General features: G+C 66.9%; 13 protein-coding genes and 1 pseudogene. 8 read left to right on the top strand and 6 right to left on the bottom strand.

The features are described 5' to 3' along the window. Positions 1 to 2: 2 nt before the first annotated feature. From AC3A6G_RS23445 to AC3A6G_RS23420, 6 genes are all read right to left on the bottom strand, one after another. Positions 3 to 779: a mechanosensitive ion channel family protein gene (locus AC3A6G_RS23445; RefSeq protein WP_487874718.1), complete on the bottom strand. Its 777-nt coding sequence runs from the start codon at positions 777 to 779 to the stop codon at positions 3 to 5. A 97-nt stretch (positions 780 to 876) separates the two neighbouring features. Next, positions 877 to 4,215, bottom strand: coding sequence for a maltose alpha-D-glucosyltransferase (gene treS / locus AC3A6G_RS23440; RefSeq protein WP_487874717.1), 3,339 nt, complete (start codon positions 4,213 to 4,215; stop codon positions 877 to 879). Between the two features lie 9 nt (positions 4,216 to 4,224). Next, complete coding sequence (locus AC3A6G_RS23435) at positions 4,225 to 6,285, bottom strand: alpha-1,4-glucan--maltose-1-phosphate maltosyltransferase (RefSeq protein ID WP_487874716.1); 2,061 nt, start codon at positions 6,283 to 6,285, stop codon at positions 4,225 to 4,227. Beyond that, positions 6,282 to 8,183 carry a 1,4-alpha-glucan branching protein GlgB gene (gene glgB / locus AC3A6G_RS23430; protein ID WP_487874715.1) on the bottom strand — a complete coding sequence of 634 codons (1,902 nt, stop codon included), beginning with the start codon at positions 8,181 to 8,183 and terminating at the stop codon, positions 6,282 to 6,284. Before glgB ends, AC3A6G_RS23435 begins: the two co-directional genes overlap by 4 nt. Positions 8,184 to 8,354: 171 nt before the next feature. Then, a complete protein-coding gene (locus AC3A6G_RS23425; protein WP_487858696.1) occupies positions 8,355 to 8,672 on the bottom strand; it encodes a hypothetical protein in 318 nt (105 codons plus the stop codon). A gap of 98 nt (positions 8,673 to 8,770) precedes the next feature. After that, on the bottom strand, positions 8,771 to 9,127 hold the full coding sequence (locus tag AC3A6G_RS23420) for a hypothetical protein (protein ID WP_487874714.1): 357 nt from the start codon (positions 9,125 to 9,127) through the stop codon (positions 8,771 to 8,773). 259 nt (positions 9,128 to 9,386) lie between these two features. Between AC3A6G_RS23420 and AC3A6G_RS23415 the strand changes: the two genes are divergently transcribed. The 8 genes and pseudogenes from AC3A6G_RS23415 (at position 9,387) to msrA (ending at position 17,739) form a co-directional block, all read left to right on the top strand. Beyond that, complete coding sequence (locus tag AC3A6G_RS23415) at positions 9,387 to 9,824, top strand: Hsp20/alpha crystallin family protein (protein WP_487874713.1); 438 nt, start codon at positions 9,387 to 9,389, stop codon at positions 9,822 to 9,824. 37 nt (positions 9,825 to 9,861) lie between these two features. Continuing rightward, positions 9,862 to 10,284, top strand: coding sequence for an Hsp20/alpha crystallin family protein (locus AC3A6G_RS23410; protein WP_487874712.1), 423 nt, complete (start codon positions 9,862 to 9,864; stop codon positions 10,282 to 10,284). A 125-nt stretch (positions 10,285 to 10,409) separates the two neighbouring features. After that, complete coding sequence (locus AC3A6G_RS23405; protein WP_487874711.1) at positions 10,410 to 11,081, top strand: phosphoribosyltransferase; 672 nt, start codon at positions 10,410 to 10,412, stop codon at positions 11,079 to 11,081. Beyond that, positions 11,041 to 11,352 (top strand): annotated as a pseudogene (locus AC3A6G_RS23400) (hypothetical protein); the annotation flags it as partial. The gene AC3A6G_RS23405 and the pseudogene AC3A6G_RS23400, both read left to right, overlap by 41 nt. Positions 11,353 to 11,431: 79 nt before the next feature. Further along, complete coding sequence (locus tag AC3A6G_RS23395) at positions 11,432 to 11,722, top strand: erythromycin esterase family protein (protein WP_487874710.1); 291 nt, start codon at positions 11,432 to 11,434, stop codon at positions 11,720 to 11,722. 47 nt (positions 11,723 to 11,769) lie between these two features. Further along, positions 11,770 to 14,850 carry a sensor domain-containing diguanylate cyclase gene (locus tag AC3A6G_RS23390; protein ID WP_487874709.1) on the top strand — a complete coding sequence of 1,027 codons (3,081 nt, stop codon included), beginning with the start codon at positions 11,770 to 11,772 and terminating at the stop codon, positions 14,848 to 14,850. A gap of 110 nt (positions 14,851 to 14,960) precedes the next feature. Next, complete coding sequence (locus AC3A6G_RS23385) at positions 14,961 to 16,874, top strand: GspE/PulE family protein (RefSeq protein WP_487858689.1); 1,914 nt, start codon at positions 14,961 to 14,963, stop codon at positions 16,872 to 16,874. Positions 16,875 to 17,004: 130 nt separating this feature from the next. Next, positions 17,005 to 17,739 (top strand): peptide-methionine (S)-S-oxide reductase MsrA, encoded by a 735-nt coding sequence (gene msrA / locus AC3A6G_RS23380; RefSeq protein WP_487863658.1) that lies wholly within the window; start codon positions 17,005 to 17,007, stop codon positions 17,737 to 17,739. The last annotated feature ends 5 nt before the right edge of the window (positions 17,740 to 17,744 follow it).

The raw sequence follows: 17,744 nt of genomic DNA, 5'->3' as shown, positions 1-17,744 counted from the left end.
CGTCAGCGTGGCGGACGGTCACCCGCCGACTGGGGCGGCACGGGCGGGCCCGGCCGGCGAATCCCTGTGGTCGTGGTGGTGGTGCTGGGAGGCGCAGCCCTGACGTCGTCCTTGGGCACGCGGGGCCACCAGCGTTCGATCTGCGTGGCAGCCCAGTCCTTGCCTGCGAGGCCGAAGGCCAGCGCCAGCGCGAACACCACGCCCGCAAGCACGACGAGGAAGCTCTCGCGCACGATGTCGCCACCCACCTTGACCTGGTCGAGCGCGATCAGGATCACGAACGCCATCACCGCGTAGCGCGCAATGCGCCCGAGCAGCGCCGCGTCGCGCATCTGCACGCCGCGCAGGTAGCTGGCCACTGCCTCGCCCACGAAGCGGGCAAAGTACGAGCCGAACGCGAGCACCAGCAATGCGACGAAGAGGTTCGGCACGAACCACACCACGCGACCGAGCAGGTCTGCGATGTAGCTGAGCCCCATGCCGTTGAAGGCCAGCAGCAGTGACGCGAAGATCACCATCCAGTAGGCCAGCACCCCGAAGAGGCTGCTGGTGTCGCCGTTCCAGCCGCCTTGGCGCAGGAAGTTGTCGAGGCCGGCGCGCTCGGTGAGCACGTTGAAGTTGATGGCCCGCAAGGCCCTGGTGACAGCGAAGCGCACCGTCTTGGCGACGAGCCAGCCGGCGAGTACGACCACGATGGCGATGGCGAGGCGGGGCACGAAGGCCCCGACCTGGTAGAGCATCGCATTCAGTGGTTCGAGTTGAATGCCGAATCGGTCCATGTATTTCTCCCGTGCGTGATGGCGGTGGTAGGCGGATATGAAAATCGAAGCAGTTGCCGCGGGGGCGGCGCGTGCTTCGGGGTGGAGGATCGATGGGTCAGGCGGCGGGCGGTGGCTGGAGCATGGCGAGCACGCCGTTCAACGGGACCTGCGCCCAGTCGACCCGGTTGTTGAGTTCGTAACGCATTTCGTAGAGCGCCTTCTCGAGCTCGAACAGCGCGAGCAGTTCGGCATCGATCGCCGCGGCCTTGCCGTCCGCGGTGGTGAGCGATCCCATGTAGCCTGCCAGGAAGGCTTCTCGCGCCGCCTGTTCCCAGGCCGCGGCTGGCGTGGCCAGCATGACGGCTTCCTCGGCGCTCTGCGCCACGCGTCGCAGGGCGGACCAACGCGCATAGTTGAAGGAGCGCAGCATGCCCGCCACGTCGCGCAGCGGCGACCCCTTGGTGCGGCGCTCGTCGAAGCTGCGCGCCGGTTCGCCTTCGAAATCGATGATCAGGAAGTCGTTGTCGCGCAGCAGCACCTGCCCCAGGTGGTAGTCGCCGTGGTAGCGGCTCTTGATGGCGCCCTGCGTCTGCGGCCGGCGTGCCGCAATGGTGGCGTGCAGCGCAGCCTCCATGTCGAGCAGCGACTGGGCATCGGGCTGTGCCACGGCGGGCAGCTGGCCGATGCGTTCGCGCAGCAGCGCGAGCGTGACCTTGGCGTCGGCGTCGGCACTGGCCGTGTAGCGCGCGACGTCCTCGGGCTGCAGCGGCTCGGGCTCGAAGGCCGCCGCGCCCGTGCGCATCGCGAGTGCGTTGTGCAGTTCGGCCGTGCGCTGCCCCAGCGTGGTCATGAGCGCCAGGAAGCCGCCATGCTCGATCAGCGGATCGGGCGCGGCACCGCCGTCGGTGGTGGCGAAGTCGCGCAGGTAGCGCTCGAGGTAGCCGAGCGTGTGCTCCCAGCCGTCGCCCTGGTTCGCCACATACGACTGCACCATCGCGAGCGTCATCGTGCGGCCATCGTTGCCGATGTACTCGAGCGCGCCCAGCACCGGCACGCACGACGGGTACTTTGCGTCCTCGGTCAGGAAGCGTCCCATCTCGAGCTCGGGGTTCAAGCCTTCGCGCACGTTGCGGTATCCCTTGAGGAACAGCGTTTCATCCATCGTGAGCACGGTGTTGCTGCTCACGCCGCTGGGCCGGCCCACCTGCATGGTGGCGATGTCGGCGTCGATGGCCGCAAACGCGGCCGTGGCCTTGAAGCGCAGCCGGCCGTTCGCGGTCGGCAGCTCCATGCCGTCGCGGATCGCCTGCACCAGGGCCCGGCAGAACGCCTCGTCGTAGAAGGCATCGCCCATCACGCCCACCTGCGCCTGCTGGCGGATCTTGGCCAGTGCCGCCTGCGTGAGGCCATTCATGCGCTCCTCGTCGCGCTCTTCCCATGCCAGCGCGAGCGGCATGAAGTAGGTGGCGCCACCGGGTGGGCCGTCGAGTTCGAGCGTCGGCAGCAGCCAGCTCTGCCCATCGGTTTCCCACACCCCATAGTCGGCCAGTTGCGCCCGGGCGATCGGGGTTCCCTTGGACGCGTACCAGCGCTGGATCTCGATGTGCCGCGGCAGGATGTCGAGTTCGAACTGGTTGCGCATGCGCTCGGACATGCCCATGCGCCACGGCATCACGCGGTCCCGGAAGAAGCTGTTCCAGCCGTCGAACAGCACGAGCGTGGGCCAATCCTGAAGCGCCACGCCCTCCTGGTGCCAGCTCGGCATCTCGGCGTCGGAGGCGAGCTTGAACCAGTAGAAGCCGTACGAAGCGAGCGTCAGCAGGTAAGGCAGCTCGCCGATGGGCGGGAACGGCACGCGCCCGAGCATCTCGATCGGCACCCGCCCCTTGAAGGCGGACAGGTCGAGCTCCACGGGCTGGGCGGCCCGCGAGAGATTGAACACCGTCAGGATGATGTCGTCCTCGTACTCGCTCAGGTAGGCCAGGATCTTGCGGTTGCCGGGCTTGAGGAAGCGCCGCTTGCCGCGGCCGAAGGCGTGGCTGGTCTTGCGCACGGCGAGCATGCGCTTGGTCCAGCTGAGCAGCGAGCTGGCGTCGCGCGCCTGCGCCTCGACGTTGAGCGCCTCGTAGCCGAACATCGGGTCCATGATCGGCTGCAGGTACAGCCGCTGCGGGTCGGCGCGCGAGAAGCCGGCGTTGCGGTCGGGGCTCCACTGCATCGGCGTGCGCACGCCGTTGCGGTCGCCGACGAACACGTTGTCGCCCATGCCGATCTCGTCGCCGTAGTAGATGATCGGCGAACCGGGCATCGACAGCAACATGCCGTTCATGAGCTTGACGCGATCGAGGTCGTTTTCCATCAGCGGCGCAAGGCGGCGCCGGATGCCCAGGTTGATGCGCGCGCGGGTGTCGGCGGCATACATGTTGTACATGTAGTCGCGCTCCTTGCTGGTCACCATCTCGAGCGTGAGCTCGTCGTGGTTGCGCAGGAAGATGGCCCACTGGCAGCCCTCGGGAATGTCGGGCGTCTGCTGCATGATCTCGACGATCGGGTGCCGGTCTTCCTGGGCGATGGCCATGTACATCCGCGGCATCAGCGGGAAGTGATAGGCCATGTGGCACTCGTCACCGTCGCCGAAGTATTCGCGCACGTCCTCGGGCCACATGTTGGCCTCGGCCAGCAGGAAGCGGTTCTTGTACTCGGCGTCGATCGCGGCGCGCAGCTTCTTGATGACGTCGTGCGTCTCGGGCAGGTTCTCGTTGCTGGTGCCGTCGCGCTCCACCAGGTAGGGAATGGCGTCGAGCCGGAACCCGTCCACGCCCATGTCGAGCCAGAAGCGCATCACCTTGAAGATTGCCTCCAGCACGGCCGGGTTGTCGAAGTTGAGGTCGGGCTGGTGGCTGAAGAAGCGGTGCCAGTAGTAGGCCTTGGCCACCGGGTCCCAGGCCCAGTTCGAGGTCTCGGTGTCGGTGAAGATGATCCGGGTGCCCTGGTAGATCTGGTCGGTGTCGCTCCAGACATAGAAGTCGCGCTCGGGCGACCCGGGCGGCGCGTTGCGCGCAGCCTGGAACCAGGGGTGGTCGATCGAGGTGTGGTTGATGACCAGCTCGGTGATCACGCGCAGGCCGCGCTTGTGCGCCTCGTCCATCATCTCGCGGAAATCCTCGAGCGTGCCGTACTGCGGGTTCACGTCCTCGTAGGCCGAGATGTCGTAGCCGTCGTCGCGCAGCGGCGAGGGATAGAACGGCATCAGCCAGATCGTGTTGACGCCGAGCTCCTTGACGTAGTCGAGCTTGGCGGTCACGCCCTTGAAGTCGCCGAAGCCGTCGTTGTTGGTGTCGAAGAACGCCTTGACGTTCAGCTGGTAGATCACCGCGTCGCGGTACCAAAGCGGATCGTCGCTCGTGTCGATCTCGACCGTTTCAAGCGCAATATGGGATACAGGTGCGTTCATCTTGCGCCTTCAAAGAAAGTAATCGAAATCGCGGTCGTCGGCATTCCCACGCCGCACGGCGAAGATGTGCGCCGGAACGCGATGCGGGTCGAGCTGCACGTAGTGCCAATCGCCTTGCCACATGAAGCGTTGGCCGCTCAGCAGGTCGTGCATCTCGAACGCCTCGTGCGTCTCGATGCCGAGGCTCTTGGGGGCCAGGTTGACCCAGCCGGACTGCACGTTGTGCGGGTCGAGATTGACCACCGTGACGATCACGTTGCGGCCATCCTCCGACGCCTTGGCATAGGCCAGCAGCTGATCGTTCTCGATCGGCAGGAAGCGCAGCGTGCGGTCCCATTGCAGCGCGGGGTTCTCGCGCCGGATGCGGTTCACGCGCGCAATGAACGGCGCGAGGCTTTCCGGATCGTCGTGGTTCCAGTGGCGCAGCTGGTACTTTTCGGAATCGCGGTATTCCTCGCTGCCGGGCTCGCGCGGCTTGTGCTCGCGCAGTTCGTAGGCGGGGCCGTAGATGCCGTAGTTGGCCGCGAGCGTCGCCGCCAGTACCAGCCGGGTCTGGTAGACCGAGATCTCGCCGCCCTGCAACTGCTCGTGCAGGATGTCGGGCGTGTTGGGCCAGACGTTGGGACGGAAGTAGTCGATCCCCGGTGCGGTGGACAGCTCGGTGAAATACTCGATGAGCTCGGCCTTGGTGTTGCGCCAGGTGAAGTAGGTGTACGACTGCGAGAAGCCGCCCTTCGCGAGACGGTGCATCACCTTGGGCCGCGTGAAGGCTTCAGCCAGGAAGATCACCTCGGGGTGCTGGCGCCGGATCTCGCCGATGCACCATTCCCAGAACGGGAAAGCCTTGGTGTGCGGATTGTCGACGCGGAAGATGCGCACGCCCTCCCCGATCCAGTGCTCGATCACGCTGCGCAGCTCGGACCACAGGCCGCGCCAGTCCTCGCTCTCGAAGTTGAACGGATAGATGTCCTGGTACTTCTTGGGCGGGTTCTCGGCGTACTGCACGGTGCCGTCGGGACGCCAGCGGAACCACTCGGGATGCGCCTTCACGTAGGGATGGTCGGGCGCGCACTGGAACGCGATGTCGAGCGCGAGCTCGATGCCGTGCTTGGCGGCCTCCTCGCGCAGGTGGCGAAAGTCCTCAGGCGTGCCGAGCGCCGGCAGGATCGACTTGTGGCCTCCCTCCTCGGCGCCGATGGCCCACGGGCTGCCCACGTCGTCGGGACCATGGGTCAGCGCATTGTTCGGCCCCTTGCGCTGCACCCGCCCCACGGGGTGAATCGGCGGGAAATAGAGCACGTCGAAGCCCATGGCGGCAATCGCCGGAAGGCGGCGCTCGACGTCCCTGAAGGTGCCGTGCACGCCGGGCGTGGGGCCGGTGGAGCGTGGAAAGAGTTCGTACCAAGTGCTGAAGCGCGCGCGCTCGCGTTCGGCGTCGAGCGGCAACTCGATCGCGAAGCGCACTTCGTGGCGCCGGTCCGGGTAGCGACGGGCCAGCGTGGTCTGTTCCTCGTCGAGCGCCAGCGCCTTCAGCGTGGCGACCTGTGCGTCGGGGTCGCGTGCCAGCGCGTCCAGCGCCTTGGCCCAGCCCGCAAGTGCCTTTCGGTCGGCACCGGCGGCGCGCTTCGCGGCCTCGGCGATCTCGAGCGCACCGACCTGCAGCGCGATGCGCACGTCGTCCGCGTCGATACGGCGCGTCAGCTCGTGGCGCCAGGACTCGAACGGATCGACCCAAGCGGCCACGGTGTAGCCGTAGCGCCCGAGGGACGGCGGCGTGATGGAAGCCTCCCACACGTCGTTGACGAGGGGCGTCATCGGCACCTCGCGGAACTCGGCCTCGCCTTCGGCGCGCCAGCACAGGTTGGCACGCAGAACGTCGTGGCCGTCGGTGAAGCAGTGCGCGGTCACGCGAAACTTTTCGCCGACGACGCATTTGACCGGGAACCGGCCGTGGTCCACGGACGGCAGAACGGCGTCGATCACGGCGCGGCGCGCGCCGTCGGTGATGTCGGGCGACACGGTGTTGGCGACGGTCTGCGAGATGGGGGTAGCGGAAATTTTCTTCTTCATGATGGGCTGTGCTCGAGGATCAATGTGGAAAGCGGGGGCAGGGTCAGATTGACGGCCTGCATGCGGCCATGCGAGCGCACGGGGGCGGATTCGACGCCGCCCAGGTTGCCCCATCCGGAGCCGCCGAACTCGACGGCGTCGGTGTTCAGGATTTCCCGCCACACCCCACCGAGCGGCACGCCCAGCAGGTAGTTGGTGCGCGGCACCGGCGTCATGTTGCTCACCACCAGCAGCGGCGGTGCGCCGTCGCGGGCCTTGCGCAGGAACGCGAACACGCTGGTGTCGGCTTCATCGGCCGCGATCCATTCGAAGCCCGCAGGCGAAAAGTCCTGCTGGTAGAGCGCCGGTGAGGCGCGGTACACGCGGTTGAGCTGCGCCACGAGCCGCTGCAGGCCCGAGTGCCCTTCGAGGCCGCAGACCCACCATTCGAGTTCGCCGTCGTGCGTCCATTCACGGCGCTGGCCGAACTCGCCCCCCATGAACAGCAGCTTCTTGCCCGGATGCGTCCACATGTAGCCGAACAGCGCGCGCAGGTTCGCGAACTGCTGCCACGGGTCGCCAGGCATCTTGTTGATCAACGATCCCTTGCCATGCACCACCTCGTCATGCGAGAGCGGCAGCACGAAGTTCTCGTGGAAGGCGTACACCAGCGAGAACGTCATCTTGTGATGGTGGTACTTGCGGTAGATCGGCTCTTCCTTCATGTAGTCGAGCACGTCGTGCATCCAACCCATGTTCCATTTTTCGCCGAAGCCCAGGCCATCCATGTCGGTCGGTCGCGACACGCGCGGGTACGAGGTCGATTCCTCGGCCACGGTGACCGTGTCGGGGTGCTCGCGATAGACGGCGCGGTTCAGGGTCTGGAGGAACTCGATGGCCTCCAGGTTCTCGCGCCCACCATGGCGGTTGGGAATCCACTCACCATGCTTGCGCGCATAGTCCAGGTAGAGCATCGAGGCGACCGCGTCCACGCGCAGGCCATCGAGGTGGTAGCGGTCGAGCCAGAACAGGCCCGACGACACCAGGAAGCTGCGCACTTCGTTGCGCCCGTAGTTGAAGATGCTCGAATTCCACTCGGGGTGGAAGCCCTGGCGCGGATCGGCATGTTCGTAGAGGTGTGTCCCGTCGAAGTATCCGAGGCCATGCTCATCGGTCGGAAAGTGCGACGGCACCCAGTCGAGCAGCACGCCGATGCCGTTCTGGTGCAGATGGTCGACCAGGTACATGAAGTCTTGCGGCGAACCGAAGCGCGAGGTCGGGGCGAAATAGCCGGTGGTCTGGTAGCCCCACGATCCATAGAACGGATGCTCCGTCACGGGCATGAGCTCGACGTGGGTAAAACCCATTTCTTTCACGTAGGTCGCGAGGGCGTGCGCCATCTCGCGGTAATCCATGAACTGGCCCTCGCGCCGGCGCCACGATCCCAGGTGCACCTCGTAGACCGACATCGGTGCGTCGAGCGCATTATGAGCGGCGCGGGTCGCCATCCATTCGGCGTCGTTCCACTCGTAGCTCAGGTCGCAGATGCGCGAGCCCGTGGCAGGCGGCAGCTCGGCGCAGAAGGCAAAGGGATCGGCCTTGTCCACCACGTAGCCGTTGACGCGCGAATGGATGCGGAACTTGTAGGCTTGCCCCACGGCTGCCTGCGGCACGTGGCCGTGCCAGATGCCGGTGCCACCCGGGTCCGCAGACAGCGGATCGGCCTCGCCGGACCAGTGATTCCAATCGCCGACGACCGAGACGGACTCCGCATTGGGCGCCCACACGGCGAAGCGTGCGCCTCCTTGTTGGGGGTCGAGATGACAACCCAGGCGGTCGTATAGGCGGGCGTGCGTTCCTTCGCGGAACAGATATGCATCGTGCGGTTCGAGTCCGATGGACGGCTGAGTCAATGGCACCAGCGTTCCTCCCTGAGAATAGGATTGCGAGCCAGCGCACGAAAGAGCGCGCAGACGCTTCACAAATCCTGAACAGAATTTACAGAGCCCATACGATACGGCCCAGGAGGGTTGGCCTCCTCTGCATGTCGGAGAGATGCTCGCACCGCACGCCGTGCAACGTGATTTACATCACGTTGTGACTAATTCTTGATGTATCTTGCTGACGACAGGTGAAGGATCGGCGCTGCGCAGCGAGAAATCGCGCACGGTCAGCACGATGGCCTGGTGCGGATTGGCGCGGTAGCGCCGCTTCGCAGCCCCCCCGATCGCATCGAAGTGCGCCTTGCACGTTTCGAGCAGGCGGTCCCCGAGATTGCGCGTACCAAACACGTCGTGCAGCGTCTCCTCCGATATCTGCGCGACGATCCGCGCGCCATCGGGCCCGTCCGGGTAGATCGCAAAGCGGACGGTGGCGGTGTCAAAGCAGTAGATGCCCTCGAAATCCATGTCTGTCTCCTGTTGATGCCCTCAATGGCGACTGGATTCAGCGCGGGATGGACGTTGGAACGGCATGGATTTCCGCGCGAGTTCAGGAAGGATGCCGCCTACATCCGCTGCGATGGGTGCGCGTCGTGACTGCGCGCCGGCAAGACTTGCCGCGATTTCTGTCCGAATCGCGCGCCCGCGAGCAGATTCTTCCATCCCGCGCGCGGCGACGGACCGCGCGGCAACTCGCCGGGATAGTGAATGCGCGCGAGCTCCTCGCGCCCCTTCTCTGTGATGGCCAGCACCTGGGCGGCGGGCTCCGCGCCCGACAGCTTCAAGGGATCGGCTGGCGCCGGAACGAAGGCGATCACGAGTCCGGCCTGGCGAAGAATCCGGACTTCGTCGATCTCCTTCGGCGTGCGAAACGACACGGGAAGCCGGGATGCGGCAATCTGCTTGAGCAGGTCCATCGGCATGACAAATCTCCTCTAGGTTCGAGATGACGATTGACGGTTCGACGAGCATCGAAATAGGTCTTCCGGCCAAGCCTTCAAGAGAGTCTGCAGATTGGTTTTTTCTGCCGCGCTACGCGGCGCAATAGCATGCGCGCGATCGGCCGGAAACGGCTACGAAACCCCTCTTGAAAAGAAGGTCGTGGCACCTACTTCGCAAGACGGAAGCGTCGGGGGTGGCCTCCGGCGCAGCGTCAACTTGTTTCTGAATGGAGGTTTCGCCATGTACCGATCCCTGTTTCCACGCGACATGTTCGCCGAGATGGATCGCCTGCAGCGCGAGATGCAGCAGGCCTTCGATCTGTCTCCCACCATCCGCGGCCTCGCCCGCAACGGCTTTCCGGCACTGAACATCGGCGGCACGCCGCAGACCGTGGAGATCTACGCGTTCGCGCCCGGCGTCGATCCGTCCAGCCTCGAGGTCCATCTCGAGCGCGGGCTGCTCTCGATCGCCGGCCAGCGCAGCAATGCGCTGCCCGAAGCCGGCGCCAAGGCGGCCGTTCACATCAACGAGCGCTTCGAGGGGAGCTTCCGCAGGGTGCTGACCCTGCCCGACGATGCCGACCCCGACGCGGTCACCGCCAAGTACCGCGACGGCGTGCTGCACATCAGCGTGCAGCGCCGTGCCTCGTCGCAGCCGCGGCGCATTGCCGTTCAATGACGAAGCAGAGAGAACCAGGCAAGAAAGGAGAACGACCATGAACACCACTCCATCGAACCGCGTCGCCGAGCAGAAGGCGCAGCAAACGGCAACACAGGTCGCCCGCGGGGACGACACCCGCTACAGCGATGCGGCCTTGACCCCGCCGGTGGACGTGATCGAGGACAGCGGCGGCATCACGCTCTATGCCGACCTGCCCGGCGTCTCGCGCGACAAGCTCGGCCTGCACGTGGCGGCGGACACGCTGACCATCGACGCCGAGACCGACATCTCGGTGCCCGACGGGCTGTCGTCGAGCCACACCGAAGTGGGCCTGGCACGCTTCCGCCGCGTCTTCACGCTCAGCAAGGAACTCGACACCGCCGCGATCACGGCCGAGTTGTCGCAGGGCGTGCTCAAGCTGCGCATTCCGAAGGCGGAACACGCGCAGCCGCGACGCATCGAGATCCAGGCCGCCTGAGCGCGCAGGCAGCGCAGGTGCCCGTGGCAGCGGGCGCCTACGCCGATGTGGGCTTCGCCCTACACCCGCGGCGGCACGGCAAATTTAAGGTCGTCCGGCAAAGCTCCTCCGGGAGCGCCGGACACATGGCCTTCGAACACTTTCGTGACCGCAGGGACGCCGGCCGCACGCTGGCGCAAAAGCTGGGCGGCCACGCCGGGCAGCCCGGTGTGGTCGTGCTGGCCCTGCCACGCGGCGGCACACCCGTGGCCTATGAAGTGGCCCGGGCGCTCGACGCCCCGCTCGATGTGCTCGTGGTGCGCAAGCTCGGCATTCCCTGGAACGAGGAATACGCCATGGGCGCCATCGCCAGCGGCGGCGAGCAGCTGCTCGACGCGCGGGTCGTGCACGAACTCGGCCTCACCCGCAGCGACATCGAAGACGTCGTAGCCCGCGAACAGCGTGAGCTGGCGCGGCGCGAACGCACCTACCGCCGCGACCGTCCGCCGCTGGCGTTGCACGGGCGCACCGTGATCCTGGTCGACGACGGCCTGGCCACCGGATCGACCATGCGCGCCGCCGTGCGCGCGGTGCGCCGGCAGCAGCCTGCACGCACCGTGGTGGCCGTGCCGGTGGCGTCGGCAGAGGCCTGCGAACTGCTGCGCAGCGAGGCCGACGAGATCGTCTGTGCTGAAGTGCCGGAATCCTTCCTCGGCGTCGGGCGCTGGTACATCGACTTTTCGCAGACCAGCGACGAGGAGGTCTGCGCGCTGCTCGATGACGCGGCGAACCGTCACCACGGCGCGCTGTCGGCCTGAAACACTGGCGAACGGAGGACCGTCATCCATGGACCCGTCGAAGATGCGGAAGGACACCGATGCACTGCGCGCCGTCGCGCACCCCATGGACGGCTCGGCGCACGACCACGATGCCCTGCTCGAACTGATCGGCGATGCGCACTACGTGCTGCTCGGCGAAGCCTCCCACGGCACGCACGAGTTCTATGCCGAGCGCGCGGCCATCACCCGGCGCCTGTTTACCGAGAAAGGGTTCAGCGCCGTGGCGGTCGAGGGCGACTGGCCCGACGCCTGGCGCGTGAACCGCTACGTGCGCGGTTTCGGCGACGGCGCACGAGGCCCTCGCAGGCTTCACGCGCTTTCCTACCTGGATGTGGCGCAACCAGGACGTGGCGCGCTTCGTCGAGTGGCAGCGCGCCTTCAACGAGGCCGGGCCGCCGCAGGGCAAGACCGGCTTCTACGGTCTCGATCTCTACAGCCTGCACGGCTCCATCGAGGCGGTGCTCGACTATTTCGACCGGACCGACCCCGAAGGCGCCCGGCTGGCGTCCCTCCCCCGCGTGTCGGTGCGCCAGCCTGCCCGACGCACCAAAAGTGAATCCGATTTGTTATTAAACGTGTATATGGGGGATTGCCAGAAACATCTGAAAATCTCCTTCTGACACACTACGGGGCGCGGCGCGGATCACGCGATGCATGTCGATCGCCCATGAACTCACCCGGTCTAATAAGAAACATCCGCTTCAGCTTGAACATGCGCCTGAGCCTGGGCGCAGCCCTGGTGGTCCTTTTGGCGACGATCGCGATAGCAACGGTGGCGTTGCATCTGGTGCGCACCAGCATGAAAGCGTCGATCGAGAGCGAGGAGCAGGCGCGGCTGTCGGCGATTGCGGACACCGTCGACCAGAAGTTCGTGGGCTGGCGGACCCTGCTGCAGACCTTCGCCGTGGGCGTGGAGGTGGCCGGATTCGAAGATCCGGCCCTGCTGCAGCCGTACCTGGAGCGGCATGCGCCCCTGCGCCGGGCCTTCAGCAACGTTGCGATGTTCACGGCCGAGGGCGACCTGGTCGCCAACCTGAACGGGGCACGGCCCGAGGGGGCGGTCAACATCCTCGACCGGCCCTACTTCCGCCGGACCCTGCAGGCCAAGGCCGGCGTGGTTTCCGAGCCCTACTTCAACCGCCTGAGCGGCCTGGCACAGGTCGCCCTCACCCAGCCGGTGTTCGACGAAGCGGGCGCGGTGCGCTTCGTGATCTCGGCCACCATCGACCTCGGCGGCCGCAACATCCTCGCCGAGATGGCCGGCACCCGGTTCGGCGACACCGGCTACCTGTTCATCACGACCACCGACGGGGTCGTCATCGATCATCCCCGCACCGATCTCATCGCCCGGCCGGCCGACCCGACGGGCACCGCCCCGCCAGAGATCGACCTCCCGGCCAAACAGTTCGAAGGCATCGCCGAAGGCTTCAACCATGCCGGGGTGCATGGCATGTATGCCTTCAAGCGCATTCCGCAGACCGACTGGGTGATCGGCGCGATGTACCCGACCTCGGAGGCGTTCGCACATTTCGAATCGATCGAGCGCACAGCCTGGATCGGCGCGGTGCTGCTCGCGGTGATGGCGGGGGCTCTCGCGCTGGCGGTGGTGCACCGCCAACTCGATCCGCTCAGGCACCTGCACCGCCACATGCTCGACGCGGAGAACCTCGCGACCGAGATCGCCGTGCTGCCGGACTATGCGCGCGACGAGATCGGCGACCTCCGGCGCACCTTCGACACGCTGATGCTGCAGCGCCGCGCGAGCGAGAAGTTCCTGCGCGACATCACCGACAACCTGCCCGCGATGATTGCGCACGTCGACGCCGAGGGCCGCTACACCTTCGTCAACGAGGCGCTCAGCCGGAAGCTCGGGCGCAATGCGGTACAGCTGGTCGGCGAGCCCGTGCGCGGGCTGAGTGCCATCGCCGAGGACGAGGCGCTCGACGCTGCGGTCCGGCGCGTGCTGGCCGGCCAGGCCATGCGCATCGAGAGCCGCGGCGAACGGGAGCGCCACTTCCAGACCGAGCTCATTCCCGACCGCGACAAGGCGGGCCGGGTGCGCGGCTACTACGCCATGACCTCCGACGTCACCGAGCGCAAGCAGATCGAGTTCAACCTCGCGCACAGCGAGGCGCAGGTGCGGACCATCGCCGACAACATTCCCGCGCTGGTCTCCCGCGTCGATGCGTCGCTGCACTACACCTTCGTGAACGCGCAGGTCCGCATGCTCTACGGCGGCAAGGAGATGCTCGGCCGCTCGATGCCCGAGATGCGCGGCCCCGATGAGTACGCCAGCGTGGCGCCCGCCTATGCCCGCGCGCTGGCCGGCCACGCGGTCGTGCTCGAGAAGAACGGCGACCCGAGGCTGGGGGTGGGCGACCGCACCTTCAAGGCCCACTACATCCCCGACAGCGATGCGAACGGCGTGGTCCAGGGCGTGTTCTCGATGACCTTCGACATCACCGACGAGGTGAACATCCGCCGTGCCCTGACCGAGCAGCAGAAGCGCCTGCGCGACGTGACGGACAACATCCCCGCCCTCGTCGGCTACTTCGACAACGACGAGAACTGCCTGTTCGGCAACGTGCGCGCACGGCAGATGGCGGGCCTGGGCAACGGCCCGCTCGACGGCGTAACGCTGCGCTCGGCGGTGGGCCACGCGGTCTACAGGCAGCTGCAGCCCTACCTGCCGATGGTGCGCGAAGGCAAGGCGGTGCGTTTTCCGGTGCGCGCACCGCTGCACGGCAAGACCGGCTACTTCCAGGTCAACCTGATTCCCGACAGGAACCACGAAGCCGCGGTGACGGGCTTCTACCTCATGACCTTCAACATCACGGCGCTCAAGCGCGCCGAGCTGCGCCAGGCCGAGAGCGAACGGCGGCTGCGCACCATCACCGACAACCTGCCCGCGCTCATCACCTACATCGACCGCGACGAGAAGATCACCTTCGCCAACGCCACCTACCGCGACTGGCTCGGCGTGGAGCCATCGGCCATCCTGGGCAACCATGTGCGCGACGTGGCCGGGCTCGATCTCTACCTGTCGCGCAAGGCCATGATCGCGCGCGCGCTGGCCGGCGAGCGCCTGGAATTCGAGGCCCACACCCGCACCGCGGCCTCCGACCGGCTGACCCGCGTCAGCTACGTGCCCGACGTCGCGCCCGACGGCAGCGTGCGCGGCATCTTCTCGCTGAGCCTGGACATCAGCGCGCTGAAGGACGTGGAACGCAAGCTCACCGAACTGGCGCGCGCCGACACCCTCACCGGGCTCGCGAACCGCCTTGCCTTCAACGAATTCCTGCCTGGCGCGGTCGCGCGGGCGCAGCGCACGGGCCAGGCGCTGGCCGTGATGTTCCTCGACATCGACCACTTCAAGCGCATCAACGACACGCTCGGCCATGCCACCGGCGACGGCGTGCTGGTCGAGTACGCGAAGCGCCTGAAGGGCAGCGTGCGCAGCACCGACACCGTCGCCCGCCTGGCCGGCGACGAGTTCGTGGTGGTACTCGAGAACCTGCACATGCGCGAAGACGCGGTGGCCACCGCGCGCAAGATCGTCCATCAGGTCGGCAGCGCACCGTTCGAACTCGACGGCCGCAGCCTCCAGGTCACCACCAGCATCGGCGTGGCCTTCCACCGCGCCACCGACGCGCCCGTCGAGCCAACGGACCTGCTGGCCCGCGCCGACGCGGCGCTGTACCGCGCCAAGTCGGCGGGGCGCAACACCTTCGGCTTCTCCGATGGCTGATTGCGAACTTTCGTACCCGCGCTTTGTCGCGACCTGCGCGGGAGCGGCCTGCTCCGGCTGACAAGCCACGCCGCCGCCCCCAGAATCGCCTCACACAGGAGAACCCATCCATGTCCCCCCACGAAGTCGTCACGCCGGAGCAGTTGCTGCAGGCCCTCGAAGCCCAGAGCCGCATGCCCATCCTGCGCATCGGCCAGGCGCTGATCGCGAGCGGCGCCGTCACCGAGGCGCAGCTGCGCGCCGGCCTCGAACAGCAGCAGCTCGACCGCAGCGTGCCGCTCGGCGAAACGCTGGTCCGCATGGGGCTCGTCACGCGCGACCAGTTGCAGACCGCGCTGGTGCGCAAGATGGGCTATCCGCTCGTGAACCTGCATGTGTTCCCGGCCGAGGTGGAGGCATTGCGCAGCGTCGGCCTCGCGGTCGCCCGGCGCCTGCAGGTCATGCCGCTGATGGTCCACCAGGGCCGGCTCGTGCTGGCGCTCGACGATCCCGCGGGCCGCCATGCGGCGATCGACGAGGTGGAGTTCATCTCGCAGATGAAGGTGATCCCGGTCGTCGGCCAGTGCCTGGCGCTCGACCCGCTGCTCTTCAAGGCCTATTCGAAGGTGGGCTCGGAGATCCTCGATCCCACGCTCGCGCACCAGCCGGATATGCCGGCCGACCCCTCGCGGCCGCTGGAGTTCGACCTGGGCGTCGGCACCAGTGAACTGCTGGTCACACTCGAGAAGGAACGCCCCTCCGCGCCGAGCGCCGACGAGGACGTCGTCGAGCAGTCGGACAACTCGCTGGTGCGCATGATCAACAGCATGATCATCGACGCGCACCGCGAAGGCGTGTCCGACATCCACATCGAGAGCTATCCCGGCAAGGAAAAGACGCGCATCCGCTTTCGCCGCGACGGCCGCCTGCGCACGCACCTCGAGCTGCCCGCGAGCTACCGCAGCGCGGTGGTCGCGCGCGTGAAGATCATGTGCGACCTCGACATCAGCGAGAAGCGCAAGCCCCAGGACGGCAAGATCAACTTCTCGCGCTATTCGCCGCAGCACCGCATCGAGCTGCGCGTGGCCACCATTCCCACCAGCAACGGCCTGGAGGACGTGGTGATGCGGATCCTGGCGTCGGCAACGCCGATCCCGCTCGACCAGCTCGGCCTCTCGCCGCGCAATCTCGCCGAGCTGACGAAGGCGGTCGAGCGGCCTTACGGCATGGTGCTGTGCGTGGGCCCCACGGGCTCGGGCAAGACCACCACGCTGCATTCGGCGCTCATGCACATCAACACGCCCGAGCGCAAGATCTGGACCGCCGAAGACCCGATCGAGATCACGCAGCCGGGCCTGCGCCAGGTGCAGGTCAACCCGCGCATCGACTGGACCTTCGCCAAGGCGCTGCGCGCCTTCGTGCGCGCCGATCCCGACGTGATCATGGTCGGCGAGATCCGCGACGAGGAAACCGCCAAGACCGCGATCGAGGCCTCGCTGACCGGGCACCTCGTGCTGTCGACGCTGCACACCAACAGCGCCCCCGAAACCGTGACGCGGCTGCTGGACATGGGCATGGACCCGTTCAACTTCGCCGACTCGCTGCTCGCCGTGCTGGCGCAGCGGCTGGTGCGGCGGCTCTGCACCCACTGCCTGCAGAGCCGGCCGCTCAGCCCCGAGGAAGTCGACGAACTGCTCGCCGACTACATGCACGCGTTCGGCAGCGACCACGACACGCCGGCCGAGCGCGAGGCGGTGCGCAGCGGCTGGCTCGGCCGCCACGCGCGTGACGGCCAGCTCCAGCGCTATTCGAGCAAGGGCTGCCCGCGCTGCGACAACACCGGCTTCAAGGGCCGCGTCGGCATCCACGAGCTGATGGTCATCTCCCGGACACTGCGCCGCATGGTGCAGAGCGGCGCCCGCGCTGAGGAACTGCAGGCGGCCGCGCTCCGCGAAGGCATGCGCACGCTGCGCCAGGACGGCATCGACAAGGTGCTTTCGGGGCAGACCACCATCGAGGAAGTGCGCGCGACCAGCAACGTGTAGCGCGCTTCAGCCATCGATCCGGCGTGCCGGCCGCCGAAAATTTCACGACGGAGGCCACCCAGGTGTAACGCACGACCGCGTTCACTCGAACTCGTGTTGTCTGAAATCAGACCCATGAGAGGACCCTGACATGAACAAGCTCACCGCCACCCTGTTGGCCGCCGGCATCGTCGCCGGCACCGGCATGGCCCTTTTCGCCGGCGCCGCCGTGGGGCAAGCCAAGCCCTCCGCGATGGCGGAGGCGGCCGTCGCCATTCCGGCACCGGCGGAGGATCTTGCCGCGGCCCCGGGTGCGGACTCGGAAACGGCCGTGTTCGCAGGCGGTTGCTTCTGGGGCGTGCAGGGCGTCTTCCAGCACGTGAAGGGCGTGAGGAGCGCCGTGTCCGGCTATGCCGGCGGCGATGCCGCCGCTGCCAGCTACAGCGCGATCGGCTCGGGACGGACCGGCCATGCAGAGTCGGTTCGCATCACCTACGATCCGCGCCAGATCAGCTACGGACAACTGCTGCAGATCTACTTTTCGGTGGCGCACGACCCCACCGAGCTGAACCGCCAGGGTCCCGACCGGGGCACGCAATACCGCTCGGCGATCTTCCCCGCGAACGCCGAACAGGCCCGGGTGGCCAAGACCTACATTGCACAGCTGGACAACGCGAAGGTGTTCGGCAAGCCGATCGCCACCACCATCGAGCCGGCAAAGGCCTTCTACCCCGCGGAGGCGTATCACCAGGACTACATGACCCGCAACCCGCGGCAGCCCTACATCGTGATCAACGACCTGCCCAAGGTGGACAACCTGCAACGCGTGTTCCCCGGGCGCTATCGCTCCGAACCGGTGCTGGTGGGTCGCTCCGGCACCCTGTAGGCGGA

The sequence above is a fragment of the Variovorax sp. Soil_C_26 genome (assembly GCF_057657075.1).
The sequence above is the reverse complement of the archived record's forward strand: the minus strand, read 5'-3'. Positions and strand labels throughout refer to the sequence as shown.

Excerpts from the sequence above, each read along its gene's own strand:
- AC3A6G_RS23410 (WP_487874712.1), top strand. The coding sequence starts at position 9,862 with ATGAACACCACTCCATCGAACCGCGTCGCCGAGCAGAAGGCGCAGCAA.
- AC3A6G_RS23385 (WP_487858689.1), top strand. The coding sequence starts at position 14,961 with ATGTCCCCCCACGAAGTCGTCACGCCGGAGCAGTTGCTGCAGGCCCTC.
- AC3A6G_RS23390 (WP_487874709.1), top strand. The coding sequence starts at position 11,770 with ATGAACTCACCCGGTCTAATAAGAAACATCCGCTTCAGCTTGAACATG.
- AC3A6G_RS23405 (WP_487874711.1), top strand. The coding sequence starts at position 10,410 with ATGGCCTTCGAACACTTTCGTGACCGCAGGGACGCCGGCCGCACGCTG.
- AC3A6G_RS23415 (WP_487874713.1), top strand. The coding sequence starts at position 9,387 with ATGTACCGATCCCTGTTTCCACGCGACATGTTCGCCGAGATGGATCGC.
- AC3A6G_RS23425 (WP_487858696.1), bottom strand. The coding sequence starts at position 8,672 with ATGGATTTCGAGGGCATCTACTGCTTTGACACCGCCACCGTCCGCTTT.
- AC3A6G_RS23395 (WP_487874710.1), top strand. The coding sequence starts at position 11,432 with ATGTGGCGCAACCAGGACGTGGCGCGCTTCGTCGAGTGGCAGCGCGCC.
- AC3A6G_RS23420 (WP_487874714.1), bottom strand. The coding sequence starts at position 9,127 with ATGCCGATGGACCTGCTCAAGCAGATTGCCGCATCCCGGCTTCCCGTG.
- AC3A6G_RS23435 (WP_487874716.1), bottom strand. The coding sequence starts at position 6,285 with ATGAAGAAGAAAATTTCCGCTACCCCCATCTCGCAGACCGTCGCCAAC.
- treS (WP_487874717.1), bottom strand. The coding sequence starts at position 4,215 with ATGAACGCACCTGTATCCCATATTGCGCTTGAAACGGTCGAGATCGAC.
- msrA (WP_487863658.1), top strand. The coding sequence starts at position 17,005 with ATGAACAAGCTCACCGCCACCCTGTTGGCCGCCGGCATCGTCGCCGGC.
- AC3A6G_RS23445 (WP_487874718.1), bottom strand. The coding sequence starts at position 779 with ATGGACCGATTCGGCATTCAACTCGAACCACTGAATGCGATGCTCTAC.